Here is a 17,239-nt window from a genome sequence, read left to right as displayed (position 1 = left end):
TGCAGTCGAGACCTATAAGTTGTCTAGTGATAGAAATTGGTTCTCTATGGTGTTTAAACCGACATTAAAATTAGAAATATGAAATTAGTAATCGTAACAGCAGTCGAAGCGTTTCAGAAAGATATTTTGAAACTTTTCAAAAAAGCGAATATTCACAACTTCAGCAGTTCTGAAATCGATGGCTATAAAAATGGGGCTTCTCTTTTAATGACTACCAGTTGGTTTCCAAGTGTTAAAGGAGGCAACGAATCCAGCTTGTTTTTTTCATTTACCGAAGAAGAAAACATTGATGCTTTGTTCGGCTTGATAAAAGAATTTAATAAGAACCTGGAAACCAACAATTCTATTAAAGCTGTTGTGGTTCCTATTGAAAAATATATTTAAAACCTTGTAGAATTAATAATAATTTTAAAAATCAAACAACATGTTAAATACATATTTTAGAGTGATAGTGGGTACTATGGTACTGTTAAGCGTGGTTTTAACCGTATATGTGAATCCGAATTGGATGTGGTTTACCGTTTTTATAGGCGTAAACTTAATCCAGTCGGCCTTTACCAAATGGTGTTTGTTGGAAACCATCCTCGTAAAACTGGGTGTAAAGAAAGAAGGTGTGGGCTGTTCCGTAAAATAATCCGGTTTTCTTAATTGAAAAGTGTAACATTTTCATGATTTGGTCGTCATATTGATACATCAATCAATTAAAAAAAGCAAACCATCATGAGAAAAGACAATCAATTATTGGTCGTAACACATTTAAGTCAGTTATTGACTTTCGTCACAGGATTTGGAGGACTTATCGTGCCCCTTATTTTATGGGCAACACAAAAAGACAAGGTTTTGCAAATGGACGAGCAAGGCAAGCGTATTGTTAACTTTCAATTAAGCTTGATTATCTATGCCATTATTTGTATTCCAGCCATCTTATTGTTGGGCTTGGGCATCATAGGACTGATCGTTATTGGGTTTATCTCTTTGATATTTCCTATTATTAATGCTATAAAAGCCAATAATGGTGAATCACCAACATACCCTTTATCTTTTAATTTTATTAGTTAGTTATATTTTTTATAGAGGTAAATTAGAAACGCTCATTGTATAGTGGGCGTTTTTTTATATTTAGAAAAAAATAAGGTAGTTACAGAAAAATAAGACGCTCATTGTGAACATAAATATTAAGTTTGTTAATTGATATTTATGTGGCGTTATTTTAAAATCATATTATTTTTACTGTTACCAGTTTTTGTAGTTGCTCAAAATCCGGTAACGCAACATATGTCTAAAATTTCTAATCTTCCAGATGTAGAGTTTTATGATATTTTAGAAGATCACAACCACTATATCTGGCTTGCAGCAGATAAAGGTTTATACCGTTATAACGGAAATAATTACCAAAAATTTACAAACCCTAACCAAAAAGCAAATTCTTTATTTCAATTAAAATTAGATGAAAAAGGAAAACTTTGGTGTAGTAATATTTACGGGCAAATTTTCTATGTTGAAAACGATACTTTACATCTTTTTTATGACGCTAGTAAGCTGGTAAAAGGGCAGTTGTCACCTTTTGAAATTACCAATACATCCATTCGCTTATTTACTGTAGATGGTATTTATGATATTATTTTAAAAGACAAAAACATCATCAAGCTTTTTGAAGGTATGTCTGTTAGTGAGAGTACTCACAATGATTTGTCCTATGTCATTAAAATGAATGAAAATGGTAGATCTTCAAAAGAAAAACAGAACTGGTACCAAATCAAAGATGACCAGATAAAACTGCTTAAAACATTCACGTCTAAATACAGAATGCAGTCACCAAAGGTATATGCTTTTAAAAATAGTTCGCTGTTAAATTTTAAAGAACAAGGCAAAAATCAACTTTATATTTATAAAACTGAAATAGACGATGTTTTAAAGCTAAAAACACCTAAATCATTAGAAGATTTAACCATTTACAACATCACTTCTTTAAATAATGACTATTGGTTTTTAACAACATCTGGTGTGTTTATTTTTCAACTAAAAGAGCAGCAATTAGTTTTAAAAGAACAATTGTTTAGTAACGAGTCTGTAACCGATGTATTGGTAGATTTTAATAAAAATTATTGGTTTACAACATTAGACAACGGTGTTTTTGTGTCTTCTAATCTTAATATTAGACAGCTTAATTTAGAACAAGCAAAAGATAAAATTACCGCAGCTTGTGCACTAAATAACAATCAATTTTTATTAGGTACAAATAATGGTAAGTTGTTGTTTTATAATACAAACGGTGTTTTTAAGACGCTTAAATTACCTGGATCAAAAATCATAGGTAATTTATTTTTTGATGCATCACAAAACCATGTAATTGTTAGTATTAATGCATCAGAATCCTATAGTATGGATTTGAATTCGTTTGAAATTAAAGATGAAAAAAACAAATACTCTGTTGCAAAAACATTTTCAAAAATTAATGATGAAAATCTCTTCTACGGAAGCTACAAAGAAGCCATAATATATAACAAACCGTATATTTCAGATTCTACGAGAGTTATTAGAAAAAGCAGAGTAAAAGCATCTGAAATATTAAACAATCAGTTATTTGTTTCTTTTATTGATGGGTTATATCAATTTGATGTTAATAATTTTCAGTCAAAAGAAATTAAGCTAGATAACGAAAGTATTTTAGTAAACTCAATAGCTAAAATAAACGATGCTATTTGGTTGGCAACACAGCACAATGGCTTGTTATGTTTTAAGGATGATCGATTAATTTCTAGACATGATGCGTTGCCAAAGCAAGTGCAAATAAATACATTAAAATCTGATGGTGAATTTTTATGGATTTCTACCGAAGAAGGGTTTTATAGGTTTCATCCAAAAACCAATCATGTAAGGCGTTTAAACACCCAAGATGGATTAACATTATCAGTAGATAAGTTTATTATTCTTGAAGATTATTTGGTGTCTGTTTTTCCAAATTCATTGTATGTAATGCCCAAAAACAATACGCTTTTTAAGGCCTTTAAAACCTCTAAAGTTTGGATAACATCCGTTCAAATAAATGATAAAGATACGGTTGTAAATACCAATTACAATTTACCTTATGATTATAATAAATTACGATTCGATTTTAACTCAAACGGATTTCAATCTAATAAACATGTTAGCTACAAATACCGTATAAAACCAATTGATACCACGTGGCGAAACGTGCCTTTAAATACACATTTTGTGGTGTTTAACAGCTTGTCTAGTGGCGATTATACATTTGAATTACAAGGCAAAAACATTAGCAGTAAAGACGTACAATTTGCAAGTCCTATTACCTTTACTATAGCAAAACCATTTTGGGAAACCTATTGGTTTTATGGTCTAGTAATAGCAACAATAATAGGTTTAGTTTGGCTGTATTTTAGATGGCGATTGCAACAAAAAGAAGCTCAACGTATTACAGAAATTGATAAAATTTTAATCGATAAAAAAATAACAAATTTAAGGTTAGAAAATCTGCGTTCGCAAATGAATCCGCATTTCATTTTTAATGCTTTAAACTCTATTCAAGATTATATAATTTCAAATGAAAAGGAATTGGCAAGCTCGTATTTAGTGAAGTTTAGCCGATTAATCCGCATGTATTTAGATTACAGTCAGCAAAACGAAATTACTTTAGAAGAAGAATTAAACGCTTTAAAACTGTATTTAGAATTAGAAAAAGTGCGTTTTGAAGATGAATTGGAATATACTATTTCGGTTGATAATCAGTTAAAAACAAAACAGATAAAAGTACCTTCGTTATTCATTCAACCTTATGTTGAAAATGCTTTAAAACACGGATTATTACACAAATTAAACGACCGAAAATTACATATTGAAGCGAAGATTATTCAGCAAAATAAATTAGAAATTACGGTTGAAGATAATGGAATTGGTCGAGCACAATCGGAAAAATTAAAACGACCAAACCAACAGCACAAACCCTTTGCTACTAAAGCTAATGAAGAACGTGTGCATCTTTATAAAAACAAATTAAAACGTGATATAACCATAACTACCAACGATTTGTATGACGAGAACGACGTCGCTGCAGGTACAAAAGTGGTCATCACGATGCCAATACAATAAGATATGAAAGCGATAATTATAGACGACGAAAAACGCGCCAGACATTTACTATCTAATTTGCTTACAGAACATTGCGCAAGTATTACTAGCATTGAAGAAGCGCAAGATTTAGCATCTGGTGTCGATTTGATTAAAACCAGTAAACCTGATGTTGTCTTTTTAGATATTGAAATGCCAAATCAGTCTGGATTAGATATTTTAGAATACTTTCCAAATTACATCGATTTTAAAATCATTTTCGTGACGGCATACAATCAATATGCAATTGAAGCTTTCAAATTATCGGCTGTAGATTATTTGTTAAAACCAGTAGATACAAATGAGTTAAAAGAAGCAGTAACAAAAGCTGAAGAAGCGATAAAAGTCAATAATTTAAACGACCAGTTAAACAAGTTACGCGATTCATTAAAGCAACTATCCATGGATAAAATTGCTTTAGAAATCCCAAAAGGAATCATGTTCGCATCGCATAATGATATCGTCTATTTTGAAGCCGATGGCATGTACACCAACGTGCAACTTATGGATGGTAAACAAAAAACCATTTGTAAACCCTTAAAGCATTTTGTAGAGCAATTAGAACGCAATGCGATGTTTTTTAAATGTCATCGGTCGTATTTAATCAACTTAAAATATGTAGATGAATTGGTTAAAGATGATGGCGATTACTTACTAATGAACAATCAAAAACGCATTCCAATTTCAAAATCTAAACGCGATCAGTTTTTGGACGTGATTAAAGAAACGTTTATGTGATTTTCATTCAGAAAGAAATTAGAGCTATTCAGAAAAATCTCACTTAATTTAGCCTTGTTTGATTGTTGTTTTGTAGTTGAATATTAAAATAAATCTCAACTACAATGAAAAAAACATTACTCTTATTAACCTTTTTAATAGCGACTGCATCGTATAGTATACAAGCGCAAAATGTTAACATTCCCGATGCTAATTTTAAAAGCTATTTATTAGCAGACGCAGCCATTAACACCAATAACGACTCAGAAATTTCTGTAGCAGAAGCACAAGCATTTTCTGGTGAATTATTAATTAATGGTTTGTCAATTTCAGACTTAACAGGAATAGAAGAATTTATAAACATTACACGATTAGATTGTTACAATAATAATTTAACGTCTATCGATGTAAGCAATAATCTAGCATTAACACGTTTGCACTGTTCTGATAATCAAATAGAAACGTTGGATATTAGTGCAAACACATCAATTACAGATATACAATGTCATAACAATGGTGTTTTATATGAATTAAACATTGCCAATGGTAATAACAGTAACATTAACTGGATGAAAGCTTATGGAAATAGTTTATCATGTATTCAAATAGATGCTGGTTTTACACCACCAGCAGAAGCCGGAATATATAACCAAGGTTGGACTAAAGGTACCTCTGCATTTTATAGTGAAGACTGTGCTGCATTAAATCAAATTGTAAATATTCCAGATGCTAATTTCAAAAGTTATTTAGTAAACAATAATAGTATCAATTTAAATGGTGATACTGAAATTACAGTGGCAGAAGCACAAGCTACAACAGAGCTACTTATCAATGGTTTGTCAATTTCAGATTTAACAGGTATTGAAGCCTTTACCAATTTAACACGTTTGGATTGTTACGCAAATAATTTAACGACTATTGATGTTAGTAATAACACTAATTTAACACGATTACATTGTGCAGATAACCAAATTACCACACTAGATGTTAGTGATATTCCTACATTAGAGCAAGTTCATTGCCAAAACAATCAATTGGTAGAGTTAAACGTAGCCAACGGAAATAACAGCAATTTTAGCTACATGAAAGCGTATAATAATGCAAGTTTAACATGTATTCAAGTTGATGCAGGTTTTTCACCACCAGCAAATAGTGGTCAATATAACCCAGGGTGGACTGTAGACGGTCAATCGAGTTACGGTGAAAACTGTATTCCTTCTATATTTTACGTAAATGCCAATGCAATAGGTGCTAACGATGGTAGCTCATGGGCAGATGCTTTTACAAATGTAACTGACGCTTTAGCACTTACCAATTTAAATGATGCTGTTTGGGTAGCAAAAGGAACCTATACATTAGCAGATAAAAACACACCAATAGCTGTTAGTACAGATGAAGTGGATATTATTGGAGGTTTTGCAGGAACCGAAACGACTCTAGCTGAAAGAGATATAACAGCTATTCATACTACAAATGCTACCATTTTTACTGGAGATATAAATGGTGATGATATTGATGGAGATTTTTCATCGAACAAAACAGATAATGCAGAGCGTTTATTTGAAGTAACAGCTAGTGATGTGACTTTTGATGGGATTATTTTTGAAAATATTTACGATACATCTACATCTGGTGGTGTTGAAGAAAACGGCGTAATCTTTATTCCTAATAGTTCAAGTATTAATAACTTAAAAATTAAAAATTCGGTATTCAGAAGTAATTATTCTAATGGTTATTTACTTAAAATGAGAACATTAAACGGAGGCTTACTTATTGAAAACACCAAGTTTATAAATAACACCATTGTTAATAGAGGATTGGTTTATGTGCAATCTGATAGTACAAACGGCTATATTTTTACACGTTGGGCTAACGTTTTAGTTGCTGATAACGATATTAATGTTGCGGCTTTAGATATTTACAGAGAAGATTGGAATAACGGAAGCACTTTAGATGTTGTAATTAATAATAGTACGTTTGTTAATAATGATTATAATGGTACTTATGGCAATTCTATAACGGCATCAGGTAATGGTAGTGTAAACCTAAATGTTAATAATACTATCTTTTGGCAGAATACAGTTAATGGTACAGCAGCAACTAGAGATATTTCCAACGGATTAGTTTCTACTTACGATGTGTTTATTAGAAATTCTATTGCAAATGTATCATCAAATGCCGGAACTTACGGGGGGACATTTAGTGCAACAAACGTAACAACTTTAGATCCAGCAACAGATAATTTAAATTTAGATGCCGAATACAAACCAACATCAGCTTCAAATTATATTGTTGATCAAGGTGATAACGCTTACTACGATGAAGCTTTATTTGGCGATTTAGATTTATCAGGTAATGATAGGGTTTTTAATACTACAATAGATTTGGGAGCTTACGAGTACAATTCTACATTAAGTGTTGATGATATTTCTTTAGATGAAAACACAGTAAAGTTATATCCAAATCCAGCAACAGACGTTGTAAATATTAAAACAAATCAAACTATTAAAAACGTAGCTGTTTTTAACGTTAATGGTCAAAAAGTACTTGAAATCGCTAATCAATCTCAAATTAATATTTCTAATTTACCAACAGGAATGTACTTTTTAAGCATAAATACTAACCAATCAAACCAAACAATAAAAATCTTAAAACAATAATTTTTAAAATGAAAAAATTAAACAAACTTGTAATTTTATTTTGTTTTGCTTTAACTGCATTAAATTGTTCTTCAGACGACGATAACAACACAGAACAACCTCAAAATACAAATGTTATTACTTTAAATAATGAAACTTATGTTGTTAATAGCGTTATCGTAGAGCCTGCCTTAGGAGATAATACTTTTGTAAGTTTTTCTAATAAGACAGAAACTGAACTTTTAGATGCCATAAATAATGGGACTCAACTTGATAATGTTAATGTATTTGGTATACGCATTAATCAAAGTCCATTAGCAGAACAAACATATAGTTTTTCTGATATGTCAAACTTTCAATTTGAAGAAAACGCTCAAATTATTAATGGTGAACTAGAAGACGGAAATATATTACTTGATAATAATAATGCAGATACCAACTTAAACGCATCTACAGGTAGTTTAACATTAGAATTATATACTACAGATCAAATTGAAATTAGTTTTCAGTTTACAAGAAATGATGGTATAATCATTAATGGAAGTTATAAAGGGAGTTACATTAGTATGGATAATACAGATGGTTAAACGAAATTGCTATTAATTAAACATTAGGGGAAATTGTTTAAACGCTCACTTTTTTAGTGAGCGTTTTTCATGTTAAGTAATTGAGAAGTTAAAAATAATGCACAAAAAAACCGTAACCTAATGTTACGGTTTTAATATATAATATTAATGTATTATTTTAGCTATTAAGCATAACAGGCATAACAAGCATGGTTACTTGTTCGCCTTCATCCAGGCCATCCACAGGAGTTAAGATACCAGCCCTGTTTGGTAAGCTCATTTCAAGTTGTACTTCGTCTGATGTCAGATTGTTTAACATTTCAGTTAAAAAGCGTGAGTTAAAACCAATTTGCATATCATCACCTTGGTAATCGCAGGTTAAACGCTCTTCAGCTTTATTACTGTAATCTATATCTTCAGCAGAAATATTTAATTCAGCACCTGCAATTTTCAATCGGATTTGATGTGTGGTTTTATTTGAAAAGATACTCACACGACGCACAGAATTTAAAAACTGTGTTCTATCAATTACTAGCTTATTCGGGTTTTCATTAGGAATAACAGCTTCGTAATTTGGGTATTTTCCGTCAATCAAACGACAAATTAAAACGGTATTTTCAAAGGTAAACTTGGCATTGGAATCGTTATATTCTATAATCACTTCATCATCACTGGCAGCCAAAATCCCTTTTAAAAGATTTAAAGGTTTTTTGGGCATGATAAATTCTGTGGTCTGACTAGCCTGAACATCTTCTCTTGAATACTTAACCAATTTATGCGCATCTGTAGCCACAAAGGTTAAACCTTCGGTAGAAAACTGAAAGAACACACCACTCATAACAGGGCGTAAATCGTCGTTTCCTGCAGCAAAAATGGTCTTGCTTATGGCTGTTGCCAAAATATCTCCAGTAATGGTTGTAGAGCTCGCGTCTTCCAAAGAAACAGCTTTAGGGAACTCGTTGCCATCTGCATAAGCCAAGGCATATTTTCCATGATTGGAACTGATCTCTATGGTATTGTTTTCTTCTACCACAAAAGTCAATGGTTGCTCAGGAAAGGTTTTTAAGGTTTCCAAAAGCAAACGGGCAGGAACGGCAATGCTGCCACTATTATCACTTTCCACTTCAAGTTTAGCAGACATGGTTGTCTCCAGGTCACTAGCTGAGATTATAAGTTCTGTATTGTTTAATTCAAATAAAAAATTATCTAAAATAGGTAAGGTGTTTGAGTTGTTTATAACACCTCCAAGAACTTGAAGCTGCTTCAGTAAATAGGTACTTGATACTATAAATTTCATGTATGTTAAATACGTTTTATGTTCGTTTAATTAGTATTACAAATATATCGTATAGCAGCTAATATAGGAAACAAACTTATTAACAAAACATTCGTTAGAAAAAGGGAATCTGAAAGAGAAACCATTCCTTTACCTCGCGTATTTCTTTTTTCTGTAAAAGTTGAAAACAAACCCGAAAACGCCCAATATTACTAAAGGCAGCAAAATATTGAACAATTGCCATTTGGTTTTTTCCAAACCTACTTTTTGGTAATCCAGAAAGGACACTTCAATTTCTTTGGATCGAATGTTTATAAGTCCGTTGTCATCCAACAGGAAATTTACAGCATTCAGCAAAAATTCCTTGTTGCCATACAGCTGTCCAGAGCTTCTATCGAATCCTAGTTCTATAGGTCCGTTTTTGCCCAATTCGTTTTTTATCACATCACCATCGGCAACCACAATCATTTTGGTTGGTTTGCTGATGTTTTTTTCCTTGGAAAGGGGGAATGGTTTTACACGATTGTTGTATACCGAAGTAAATTCCCCTTCCAGTAAAACAGCCATGGGCTGATGAGGTTTGTTGTATAGTTTGGGGTCTGGTTCCATAGTGGTCATTTCCAAACTTATTTCCCTAGGTGTGCCATCGGTTTTGGACAAGATGGAACTTTGAAGCAAAATGGTTTTCTGGACACTGTTTTTTAAGGTGTCTATTTGATTGGCAAAATCAAATTTCACCAAATTGATATTGTTTACAATAGGATGGTGTCCTTCAGGATTTACCAATGGCGAATAAAACCATGGGAATTGCTGAAAACGCGCTTCACTACCTTCGCCAATGGCCAATGTTATGGGAGCAGAGTAGAGGTCGTTTATTAAAACCGGATTGATCCTAACGCCATATTTAAAAAAGAAATCCGTTAGATTTAAATCCCTGGCTATGGCCACACTTTTTCCAGTGTTGTACAAGCTGTCTTTTTCCATGGCAACAGCATCTATAAGCCATAGGCTTTTGCCTCCAGACATGGTATATTGGTCCAGAACAAACTTCTCGTTTTCTGTAAAAGCTTCAGTAGGTTTGGCTGAAACGATTAAATCAAAATCCTTTAATTGGTTTAAGGTCCTTTCGGGATTGTTGGCAACACTATCCAGTGTAAATGGAGCCAAATTGTAATATTCCGATATTGTTTTAAGGAAATCTTCAATATAACGTCCTTTAAGCTCGCCATTGCCAATTAAAAAGGCCACTTTTTTGTTTCTTGGGTTTACCAATTTGCTGAAACCATCGGCAAAGGCATATTCCAAATGTTGTACCGAATGACTGACCAATTCTTGCTGAGTGGCACCTATTTTATTTTTCACCAACGGTATGGTTACTGTTACGTCGTTATAACTGGCCAAAGCCCAAGGAAAAATTACTGCCTGACTGCTTTTGCCGTTTTCCTCAACACTTAATTGCATAGGTGTTAAACCACGATTGTTGAGTTTTTGTATGTTGGCTTCCCTGTTGGCCTCATCTGCCAAAGGATCGATAAAATGAAAAACAATGTGTTTGTTGTGCGATGCAAATTCTTCCAGGATCTGTTTGGTTTCCAATTGCAATCGTCTAAATTCCGAAGGAAAACCCTCTCCTTCCAAAAATACATCAATTAGAATGGGGGAAGCGACATCGTCTATAATATTTAAAGCAGAATCACTTATAGTGTAGCGTTTGTCGGAGGTTAAGTCGAAACGCTCATAATGGTTATTGCTAATGGCATTTATGGCCAATAAGCCAATAAATAAAAAACTTAATAGCAAAACCTCTTTTTTTTGAAGTCCCTTGGTTGTAATGCGTTTGCTGGTAAGAATCAAGAAAAACAGCGTGACGCTTAAAAAGTAAAGGATATCACGTGTATCCAACACACCACGACTCATGCTTTTGTAATGGGTACTCATGCCCAATTGTTCAACAAACATACTGGAAAATATGTCTGCAATACCTTCAAAACCAATGTAAAAGACAATACAAATAAAAACTGCCGAAATAAAAGCCACAATTTGGTTATCTGATAAGGTGGACGTAAACACCCCAATGGCTGTGTAAGCTGCCACTAAAAACAACAACCCGAAATAGGATCCTAAGGTGCTACCAACGTCCAAATTCCCAATGGGATTCCCTAATTGGTAAACCGTAAAAACGTATAAAAGGGTAGGGAGTAAGGCAATGAGAATTAAGATAAAGGCACCTAAATATTTCCCTAAAACAATATTGAATAAGGGTATGGGCTTGGTAAGTAAAAGCTCTAGAGTTCCCTGTTTTTTCTCGTCGCTAAAACTACGCATGCTAACAGCAGGAATCAAGAATATCAAGACCCAAGGTGCTAACAGGAAAAAAGAGGACAAATCGGCAAAGCCATTATCCAAAATGTTGAACTCGCCTTTAAAAAGCCATAGAATAAGACCGTTCAGTAATAAAAAAAGAGCAATAACCAAGTAACCAATAGGCGAGGCGAAAAACGAGTTTATTTCTTTTCTTAATATGGCGAACATGTTTTTTAGGGATTAGGGGTTAGTTGATTGTTGATTGACGATTGTTGATAATTGTTGAATTTTTAATAAGATGACGTTTAGATATCAAAATTATATTTTTTCATATTTTTTCAGACACAATTGCACGAATATTTATTTTTTATTTAAAAAAACTCAAAACCTTAAATCTTAAACCTTGAATTTTAAACCTTAAACCTCAACCCCACAACTAAAAATACTTTCATTCAAGAGAAGCCACTTTATCCACGCTCCAAGCTTCTGGTTTGGCATTGAACAAAGGCTTGGTTTTGCTCCAAACCTCTTTAAAAAGTTCAGAATGCCTGTAAGTTTCCAAATCGGCTTCCGTATCCCAATAGCTATAGGTAAAAAAGATATGGCTATGTGTTTTGTCTCTATACAGTTCTAAAAACTGACAGCCTTTAAAATGTCTTATGCATTCTTTGTTTGCATTAAAATGGGATAGAAATTCATCTATATGTTCTTCGTGGAAACTCATTTTAACAAGTCTTACAAACATTGTATTATGTTTTATTCATTTATAAAATTCACGCTTATGGCATCCATTAAATCCAAGCCCATTAAGGTAGAAGCACTACCAGAGGTTTGGCTGTTGCTTTTGTAAACGGCAATTTCAAGATAATTGGAAGAGTTGAAAACCACCAAACTTTTGCCTTCGTCGTTTCTTTTTTCCAAGGGTAAATCAAAGTTTACCACATCACTGTATTTAGTATATATTTTTTTAAAGGTGTAATTCCTGGCCGAAATTTCAAAAGCCCTTCCTTTTTGGATTTTCTCAAAGAACGCTTTTTTTATGTTACTTATTACGTTTCCATAATTATCTATGTAAATCACGCTGCCCACAATTTGGTTTTCTTCGTCGTTTACATAAGGCATCAGATTTTTTATTGGTTTAATGCTGTCTATTACTTTCCCAATAACCTCTAAGGTGCCACCTCTAGCAATATGGCAAGCCACTTTTACAAACACGTCAAGGGCAGGAAAGCTGGTTTCTATTCTATCGTGAATATTGATTTCCACAATTTTTTCTGGAGCTATTTCGGCACAAATCATGCTCATGATCCCGTTGTTGGCACAAATAAAATAATGATCGTCCAGTTTCATGGCTATATGTTTGTTTTCAATATTCATCTCAGAATCTATACCAATAATATGGATGGTGCCCTTAGGAAAACTACTGTAGGCATTTTGAATGATATACGCAGCTTCAGGAATGTTAAAAGGGGAAACCGAGTGTGAGATATCAACAATTTTTATCTCAGGCAATTCGGTGTAAATAGCTCCTTTTACTGCGCCAGCAAAGTGATCTTTCTCTCCAAAATCTGTTGTTAAGGTTATGATAGGCATGGATTAATTGTTGATATTTTTTTAACCAAACTCACATGAAAATTGTGTAGCTTTGTTTAAGCACAAATCTAATAAATCTTAATTGATATTTTTAATTAAATCCCATAGCTTTTGAACGAAATCATTATCGAACTTGAAGAAGTCTCTCCTAAAGAATTTTTTGGAGCACAAAATGCAAACATCGAATTATTGAAAAAATATTTTCCCAAACTAAAAATTGTTGCCAGAGGGAATAAAATAAAAGCCTATGGAGACGAAGACCTCTTAGAGGAGTTTGATAGACGCTTTAACATGCTCATGGAGCACTATATAAAATACAACAAGCTTGATGAAAACGTCATAGAGCGCGTGCTTACCAGTCAGAGCAAAGACGACTACGCCACAAGCGATGCCAGTGGAGCCACCATAGTACATGGTGTAAACGGAAGGCTGATAAAGGCACAAACAGCAAACCAAAGAAAATTGGTGGAGCTTATGCGTAAAAACGATATGGTTTTTGCCATAGGTCCAGCTGGTACAGGTAAAACCTATACGGGAGTTGCTTTGGCCGTTCAGGCCTTGAAAAATAAGGAAGTGAAACGTATTATCCTCACACGTCCTGCTGTAGAAGCTGGAGAGAACTTAGGTTTTCTTCCGGGAGATTTAAAAGAAAAGCTGGACCCTTACATGCAACCCCTTTATGATGCGTTAAGGGATATGATTCCCGCTGAAAAACTGGCCCATTATATAGAGAATGGAACCATACAGATTGCACCATTGGCCTTTATGAGAGGAAGAACCCTAGACCATGCCTTTGTTATTCTGGACGAAGGTCAAAACACCACACATGCACAAATGAAAATGTTTTTGACCAGAATGGGTCGTGATGCCAAGTTTCTACTAACTGGAGACCCAGGGCAGATAGATTTACCACGAAGAACCATTTCCGGTTTAAAGGAAGCCTTATTGATTTTAAAGAACGTGGAAGGTGTTGGCATGGTATTTCTGGACGATAAGGATGTCATTCGTCATAAGTTGGTTAAAAAAGTCATTGAAGCTTACAAAAGCATAGAAAACAGGGAGTAATAACTAAAGGTGTAAAACCTTAGTCTAAAATTTCCGATAGTATTATATAAAGAAAACCAGTTTTTTAAGACTGGTTTTTTTTGGTTTATCCCAAAAGGGTTCATCTTCTTGTAAATCACATCGTTAGTGCATGGTTCCAATAATTCTATAAACAATCCCAATAATTGTATAACTTTTTTCATCTTATAATACAGACATTTGTAAGGAATCAAAAAAAGTAACAACATGAAAAAATTATTTTTAGTAGCATTCTTATTGGGATTTGCTCCAATATTTGCGCAAGAAACAGACATAGAAGATGTAGAACTTACACCAGATAATTCCTGGTTGAAATTAGGGCTAACTGCAGGAGTGCCTATAGGTGATGCCAACGATGCCTCGTCATTTGCCTTTGGGGCAGACCTTAGGGGACAGTATTTGTTCAACCCAAATATTGCCATAGGCTTGGCTTCGGGTTACACCCATTATTTTGGTAAAGACAATATAGATGATTTTGGAGTTATTCCAGCTGCAGGATTCTTTCGTTATTACTTTACACCAGACGGTTTGTTTTTAGGGGTAGACCTTGGATATGGCTTTTTGGCCAATATAGACAATAATGATGGTGGTTTGTATGTAAACCCTCAAATTGGGTATCATAATAGGGACTGGAATTTTTATGCCTATTACCAAAACACCTTTGCAGAAAACGAATTGGATATTCAAAATGTTGGGGTAGGAGTGACCTACAATATCAGATTCAATTAACATATTATATAAACACAATAGTTAAAAGGGGACAGTTTCATGTCTCCTTTTTTTATTTAGATTTGTATGCTGAGAGGAAACAAATTACTTTTGCATAATAACCAACAGCCAACTTTAAATGAACACAATTACCGATACCAATTTCAACTTTCCTAAGCAAAAAAGTGTTTATAAAGGAAAAGTAAGAGAAGTTTACAATATAAATGATGACCTATTGGTCATGATTGCTACAGATAGACTTTCGGCTTTCGATGTGGTCATGCCAAAAGGTATTCCATACAAAGGACAAATCCTGAATCAGATTGCAACCAAAATGATGAAAGCCACTGAAGACCTGGTACCAAATTGGCTTTTGGCATCACCAGATCCCAATGTGGCAGTGGGACATTTATGTAAGCCCTTTAAGGTGGAAATGGTCATTCGTGGGTATTTGTCTGGACATGCAGCTAGGGAATACAAAGCAGGAAAGCGCATGCTATGTGGTGTAGCCATGCCAGAAGGGATGAAAGAGAACGATAAATTCCCTTACCCTATTATTACACCAGCAACCAAAGCTGAAATGGGAGACCATGACGAAGATATATCCAGAGAAGATATTTTAAAAAGAGGTATTGTTTCAGAAGCTGATTATTTAGTATTGGAAGATTATACCAGAAAACTGTTCCAAAGAGGTTCGGAAATTGCAGCTTCCAGGGGCTTGATTTTAGTAGATACCAAATATGAATTCGGGAAAACCAAAGAAGGAAAAATTGTTTTAATTGATGAAATCCATACACCAGACTCCTCGCGTTATTTTTATGCTGACGGTTACCAAGAACGTCAGGATAGAGGGGAAGCACAAAAACAATTATCTAAAGAGTTTGTACGTCAGTGGTTGATTGCCAATAACTTTCAAGGCTTGAAAGGACAAACCGTTCCTGAAATGAGTGATGAATATATAACAACTGTAAGTGAACGTTATATTGAGTTATACGAAAATATTACAGGAGAAACTTTTGTGAAAGCAGATGTTTCTAATATACAGAGTAGAATTGAGCAAAACGTTTTAGGGTATTTGAAAGCCTAAATTATTAAAGTTAGAATATTAAAAAGCCTGCATTTGCAGGCTTTTTTATGCGTTTTTTTTGATTAAAATTCTCTTACTGCTCTAACACGATCTGAATAAGTAGGCTTCCAATAAGCATATTGGCCTCCGTTATCATATAGTGCTTGTTTCCATGCATAATCAGCATCATATTCAGAGGAACTCCAATATCTTTCATTACCAATCTCTGTTCCTCCATTTGCTACAGCAGTTGCATTAATGAGGTCTTTATGAATAAATAATAAATTTAGTTCATCCTTACTTGGTAAGAACCACCCATCTTTTCTTTCACCATCAATAATTACTGAATAGTATGCACAGAGACCTGCTGCATTTGGTCCGTTACCCTGAATATAACCGTTTAGAATATCAATAGTATTTTGTTTACCTGTCCCAATTTCTGTTCCATCAGCTCCTGGAATATCTCCTACACCTCCATTCCAAATAGCATAATAAGTGTTACCATCTGTAAGGTCTGTTATAGAGCATACTAAACCGTGTTCTCCAGTGGCATCTAAATAAATAATAACACCACCTTCATGATAATCACCAATTTCTAAGGCATTGTTTTCTGGAATATTTTCTTGATTGTCAACAGCTGGTGAATCATCATCGTTATTACAACCAACAAGAAAAAATAAGCTACAGGTTATAAGTAATGTAGTTTTTAAAGTTTTCATAAGCTTGCGAATTGGTTTTATAATGTAGATGCAGAAACTATAAAAAGGTTGCGTGAAAATTACTGCTAACGTTTTTGCATATGGAAAGTTGCGTGTTTGTGTGCGAGGATTTTCCGAAGGAAAATCAGATGCAAGCAAACAAGCAACTCACATTGGTTTAGCTAAAACTAGCAATTAATTTTATACGTTGTGCCTGTTGCACAACTATTCAAATATAGTTTAAAATTTCAAGAATTGCCTGAAAGTTCTTATTTTTAGGGATGCAAGGAAAAAAAGAGTATCAAGAGAAATTATTCAACAATTTTCAGTTAAGTGTTCGGGTACCGGAACACAATTTCACAGGGACCTTTTATGAAAGCCAGGCGACAAAGTACGGTAGAACCTGTATTTGGGACCCTCACCCAGTTTATGGGCTTAAGAAAAGTGAATACCCTAGGTATTAA

15 protein-coding genes are annotated in these 17,239 nt (G+C 33.7%); 10 read left to right on the top strand and 5 right to left on the bottom strand.

The window, feature by feature from the left end; all coding sequences use genetic code 11:
- Positions 1-78: 78 nt before the first annotated feature.
- The 7 genes from D778_RS12560 to D778_RS12530 all read left to right on the top strand — a co-directional run bounded on the left by D778_RS12560 (position 79) and on the right by D778_RS12530 (position 8,068).
- Positions 79-384, top strand: a complete 306-nt coding sequence (locus D778_RS12560; protein ID WP_007651303.1) for a hypothetical protein — start codon at positions 79-81, stop codon at positions 382-384.
- A 40-nt stretch (positions 385-424) separates the two neighbouring features.
- The gene (locus tag D778_RS12555) at positions 425-634 is read left to right on the top strand and encodes a YgaP family membrane protein (protein ID WP_040492461.1); all 210 of its coding nucleotides are present in this window, start codon (positions 425-427) and stop codon (positions 632-634) included.
- An 86-nt stretch (positions 635-720) separates the two neighbouring features.
- Positions 721-1,059 carry a DUF4870 domain-containing protein gene (locus D778_RS12550; RefSeq protein ID WP_007651299.1) on the top strand — a complete coding sequence of 113 codons (339 nt, stop codon included), beginning with the start codon at positions 721-723 and terminating at the stop codon, positions 1,057-1,059.
- A gap of 216 nt (positions 1,060-1,275) precedes the next feature.
- Positions 1,276-4,107, top strand: coding sequence for a sensor histidine kinase (locus tag D778_RS12545; protein ID WP_238307683.1), 2,832 nt, complete (start codon positions 1,276-1,278; stop codon positions 4,105-4,107).
- Positions 4,108-4,110: 3 nt separating this feature from the next.
- A complete protein-coding gene (locus tag D778_RS12540) occupies positions 4,111-4,863 on the top strand; it encodes a LytR/AlgR family response regulator transcription factor (RefSeq protein WP_007651292.1) in 753 nt (250 codons plus the stop codon).
- Positions 4,864-4,967: 104 nt separating this feature from the next.
- Complete coding sequence (locus D778_RS12535) at positions 4,968-7,502, top strand: T9SS type A sorting domain-containing protein (RefSeq protein WP_007651291.1); 2,535 nt, start codon at positions 4,968-4,970, stop codon at positions 7,500-7,502.
- Positions 7,503-7,510: 8 nt separating this feature from the next.
- Positions 7,511-8,068, top strand: coding sequence for a hypothetical protein (locus tag D778_RS12530; protein ID WP_007651289.1), 558 nt, complete (start codon positions 7,511-7,513; stop codon positions 8,066-8,068).
- Between the two features lie 157 nt (positions 8,069-8,225).
- On the opposite strand, the gene dnaN is transcribed toward D778_RS12530, so the two are convergent.
- The 4 genes from dnaN to D778_RS12510 form a co-directional block, all read right to left on the bottom strand.
- On the bottom strand, positions 8,226-9,344 hold the full coding sequence (gene dnaN / locus D778_RS12525; RefSeq protein ID WP_007651288.1) for a DNA polymerase III subunit beta: 1,119 nt from the start codon (positions 9,342-9,344) through the stop codon (positions 8,226-8,228).
- 129 nt (positions 9,345-9,473) lie between these two features.
- Positions 9,474-11,855 (bottom strand): gliding motility-associated ABC transporter substrate-binding protein GldG, encoded by a 2,382-nt coding sequence (gene gldG / locus D778_RS12520; RefSeq protein ID WP_007651287.1) that lies wholly within the window; start codon positions 11,853-11,855, stop codon positions 9,474-9,476.
- A gap of 220 nt (positions 11,856-12,075) precedes the next feature.
- Positions 12,076-12,372 carry a putative quinol monooxygenase gene (locus D778_RS12515; protein WP_007651286.1) on the bottom strand — a complete coding sequence of 99 codons (297 nt, stop codon included), beginning with the start codon at positions 12,370-12,372 and terminating at the stop codon, positions 12,076-12,078.
- A gap of 11 nt (positions 12,373-12,383) precedes the next feature.
- Positions 12,384-13,220, bottom strand: coding sequence for an SAM hydrolase/SAM-dependent halogenase family protein (locus D778_RS12510; protein ID WP_007651279.1), 837 nt, complete (start codon positions 13,218-13,220; stop codon positions 12,384-12,386).
- Between the two features lie 111 nt (positions 13,221-13,331).
- On the opposite strand from D778_RS12510, the gene D778_RS12505 reads away from it, so the two are divergent.
- The 3 genes from D778_RS12505 (at position 13,332) to D778_RS12490 (ending at position 16,098) form a co-directional block, all read left to right on the top strand.
- The gene (locus D778_RS12505) at positions 13,332-14,285 is read left to right on the top strand and encodes a PhoH family protein (protein ID WP_007651277.1); all 954 of its coding nucleotides are present in this window, start codon (positions 13,332-13,334) and stop codon (positions 14,283-14,285) included.
- A 225-nt stretch (positions 14,286-14,510) separates the two neighbouring features.
- The gene (locus D778_RS12495) at positions 14,511-15,032 is read left to right on the top strand and encodes a hypothetical protein (RefSeq protein WP_007651275.1); all 522 of its coding nucleotides are present in this window, start codon (positions 14,511-14,513) and stop codon (positions 15,030-15,032) included.
- Positions 15,033-15,150: 118 nt separating this feature from the next.
- Complete coding sequence (locus tag D778_RS12490) at positions 15,151-16,098, top strand: phosphoribosylaminoimidazolesuccinocarboxamide synthase (RefSeq protein WP_007651267.1); 948 nt, start codon at positions 15,151-15,153, stop codon at positions 16,096-16,098.
- A gap of 62 nt (positions 16,099-16,160) precedes the next feature.
- Here the strand turns inward: D778_RS12490 and D778_RS12485 are convergent, their stop codons facing one another.
- Complete coding sequence (locus D778_RS12485) at positions 16,161-16,796, bottom strand: Lcl C-terminal domain-containing protein (protein ID WP_007651265.1); 636 nt, start codon at positions 16,794-16,796, stop codon at positions 16,161-16,163.
- Between the last annotated feature and the right edge of the window lie 443 nt (positions 16,797-17,239).

Origin of the sequence: Xanthomarina gelatinilytica (assembly GCF_000348685.1) — a bacterium.
Taxonomy (GTDB): domain Bacteria; phylum Bacteroidota; class Bacteroidia; order Flavobacteriales; family Flavobacteriaceae; genus Xanthomarina; species Xanthomarina gelatinilytica.
The sequence above is the reverse complement of the archived record's forward strand: the minus strand, read 5'-3'. Positions and strand labels throughout refer to the sequence as shown.

What these genes read in the sequence shown, in the direction of transcription:
- D778_RS12545 (WP_238307683.1), top strand. Translation starts at nt 1,276, where the DNA reads ATGTCTAAAATTTCTAATCTTCCAGATGTAGAGTTTTATGATATTTTA.
- D778_RS12560 (WP_007651303.1), top strand. Translation starts at nt 79, where the DNA reads ATGAAATTAGTAATCGTAACAGCAGTCGAAGCGTTTCAGAAAGATATT.
- D778_RS12530 (WP_007651289.1), top strand. Translation starts at nt 7,511, where the DNA reads ATGAAAAAATTAAACAAACTTGTAATTTTATTTTGTTTTGCTTTAACT.
- D778_RS12495 (WP_007651275.1), top strand. Translation starts at nt 14,511, where the DNA reads ATGAAAAAATTATTTTTAGTAGCATTCTTATTGGGATTTGCTCCAATA.
- D778_RS12515 (WP_007651286.1), bottom strand. Translation starts at nt 12,372, where the DNA reads ATGTTTGTAAGACTTGTTAAAATGAGTTTCCACGAAGAACATATAGAT.
- D778_RS12535 (WP_007651291.1), top strand. Translation starts at nt 4,968, where the DNA reads ATGAAAAAAACATTACTCTTATTAACCTTTTTAATAGCGACTGCATCG.
- D778_RS12550 (WP_007651299.1), top strand. Translation starts at nt 721, where the DNA reads ATGAGAAAAGACAATCAATTATTGGTCGTAACACATTTAAGTCAGTTA.
- D778_RS12490 (WP_007651267.1), top strand. Translation starts at nt 15,151, where the DNA reads ATGAACACAATTACCGATACCAATTTCAACTTTCCTAAGCAAAAAAGT.
- D778_RS12510 (WP_007651279.1), bottom strand. Translation starts at nt 13,220, where the DNA reads ATGCCTATCATAACCTTAACAACAGATTTTGGAGAGAAAGATCACTTT.
- D778_RS12540 (WP_007651292.1), top strand. Translation starts at nt 4,111, where the DNA reads ATGAAAGCGATAATTATAGACGACGAAAAACGCGCCAGACATTTACTA.
- dnaN (WP_007651288.1), bottom strand. Translation starts at nt 9,344, where the DNA reads ATGAAATTTATAGTATCAAGTACCTATTTACTGAAGCAGCTTCAAGTT.
- D778_RS12485 (WP_007651265.1), bottom strand. Translation starts at nt 16,796, where the DNA reads ATGAAAACTTTAAAAACTACATTACTTATAACCTGTAGCTTATTTTTT.
- D778_RS12555 (WP_040492461.1), top strand. Translation starts at nt 425, where the DNA reads ATGTTAAATACATATTTTAGAGTGATAGTGGGTACTATGGTACTGTTA.
- gldG (WP_007651287.1), bottom strand. Translation starts at nt 11,855, where the DNA reads ATGTTCGCCATATTAAGAAAAGAAATAAACTCGTTTTTCGCCTCGCCT.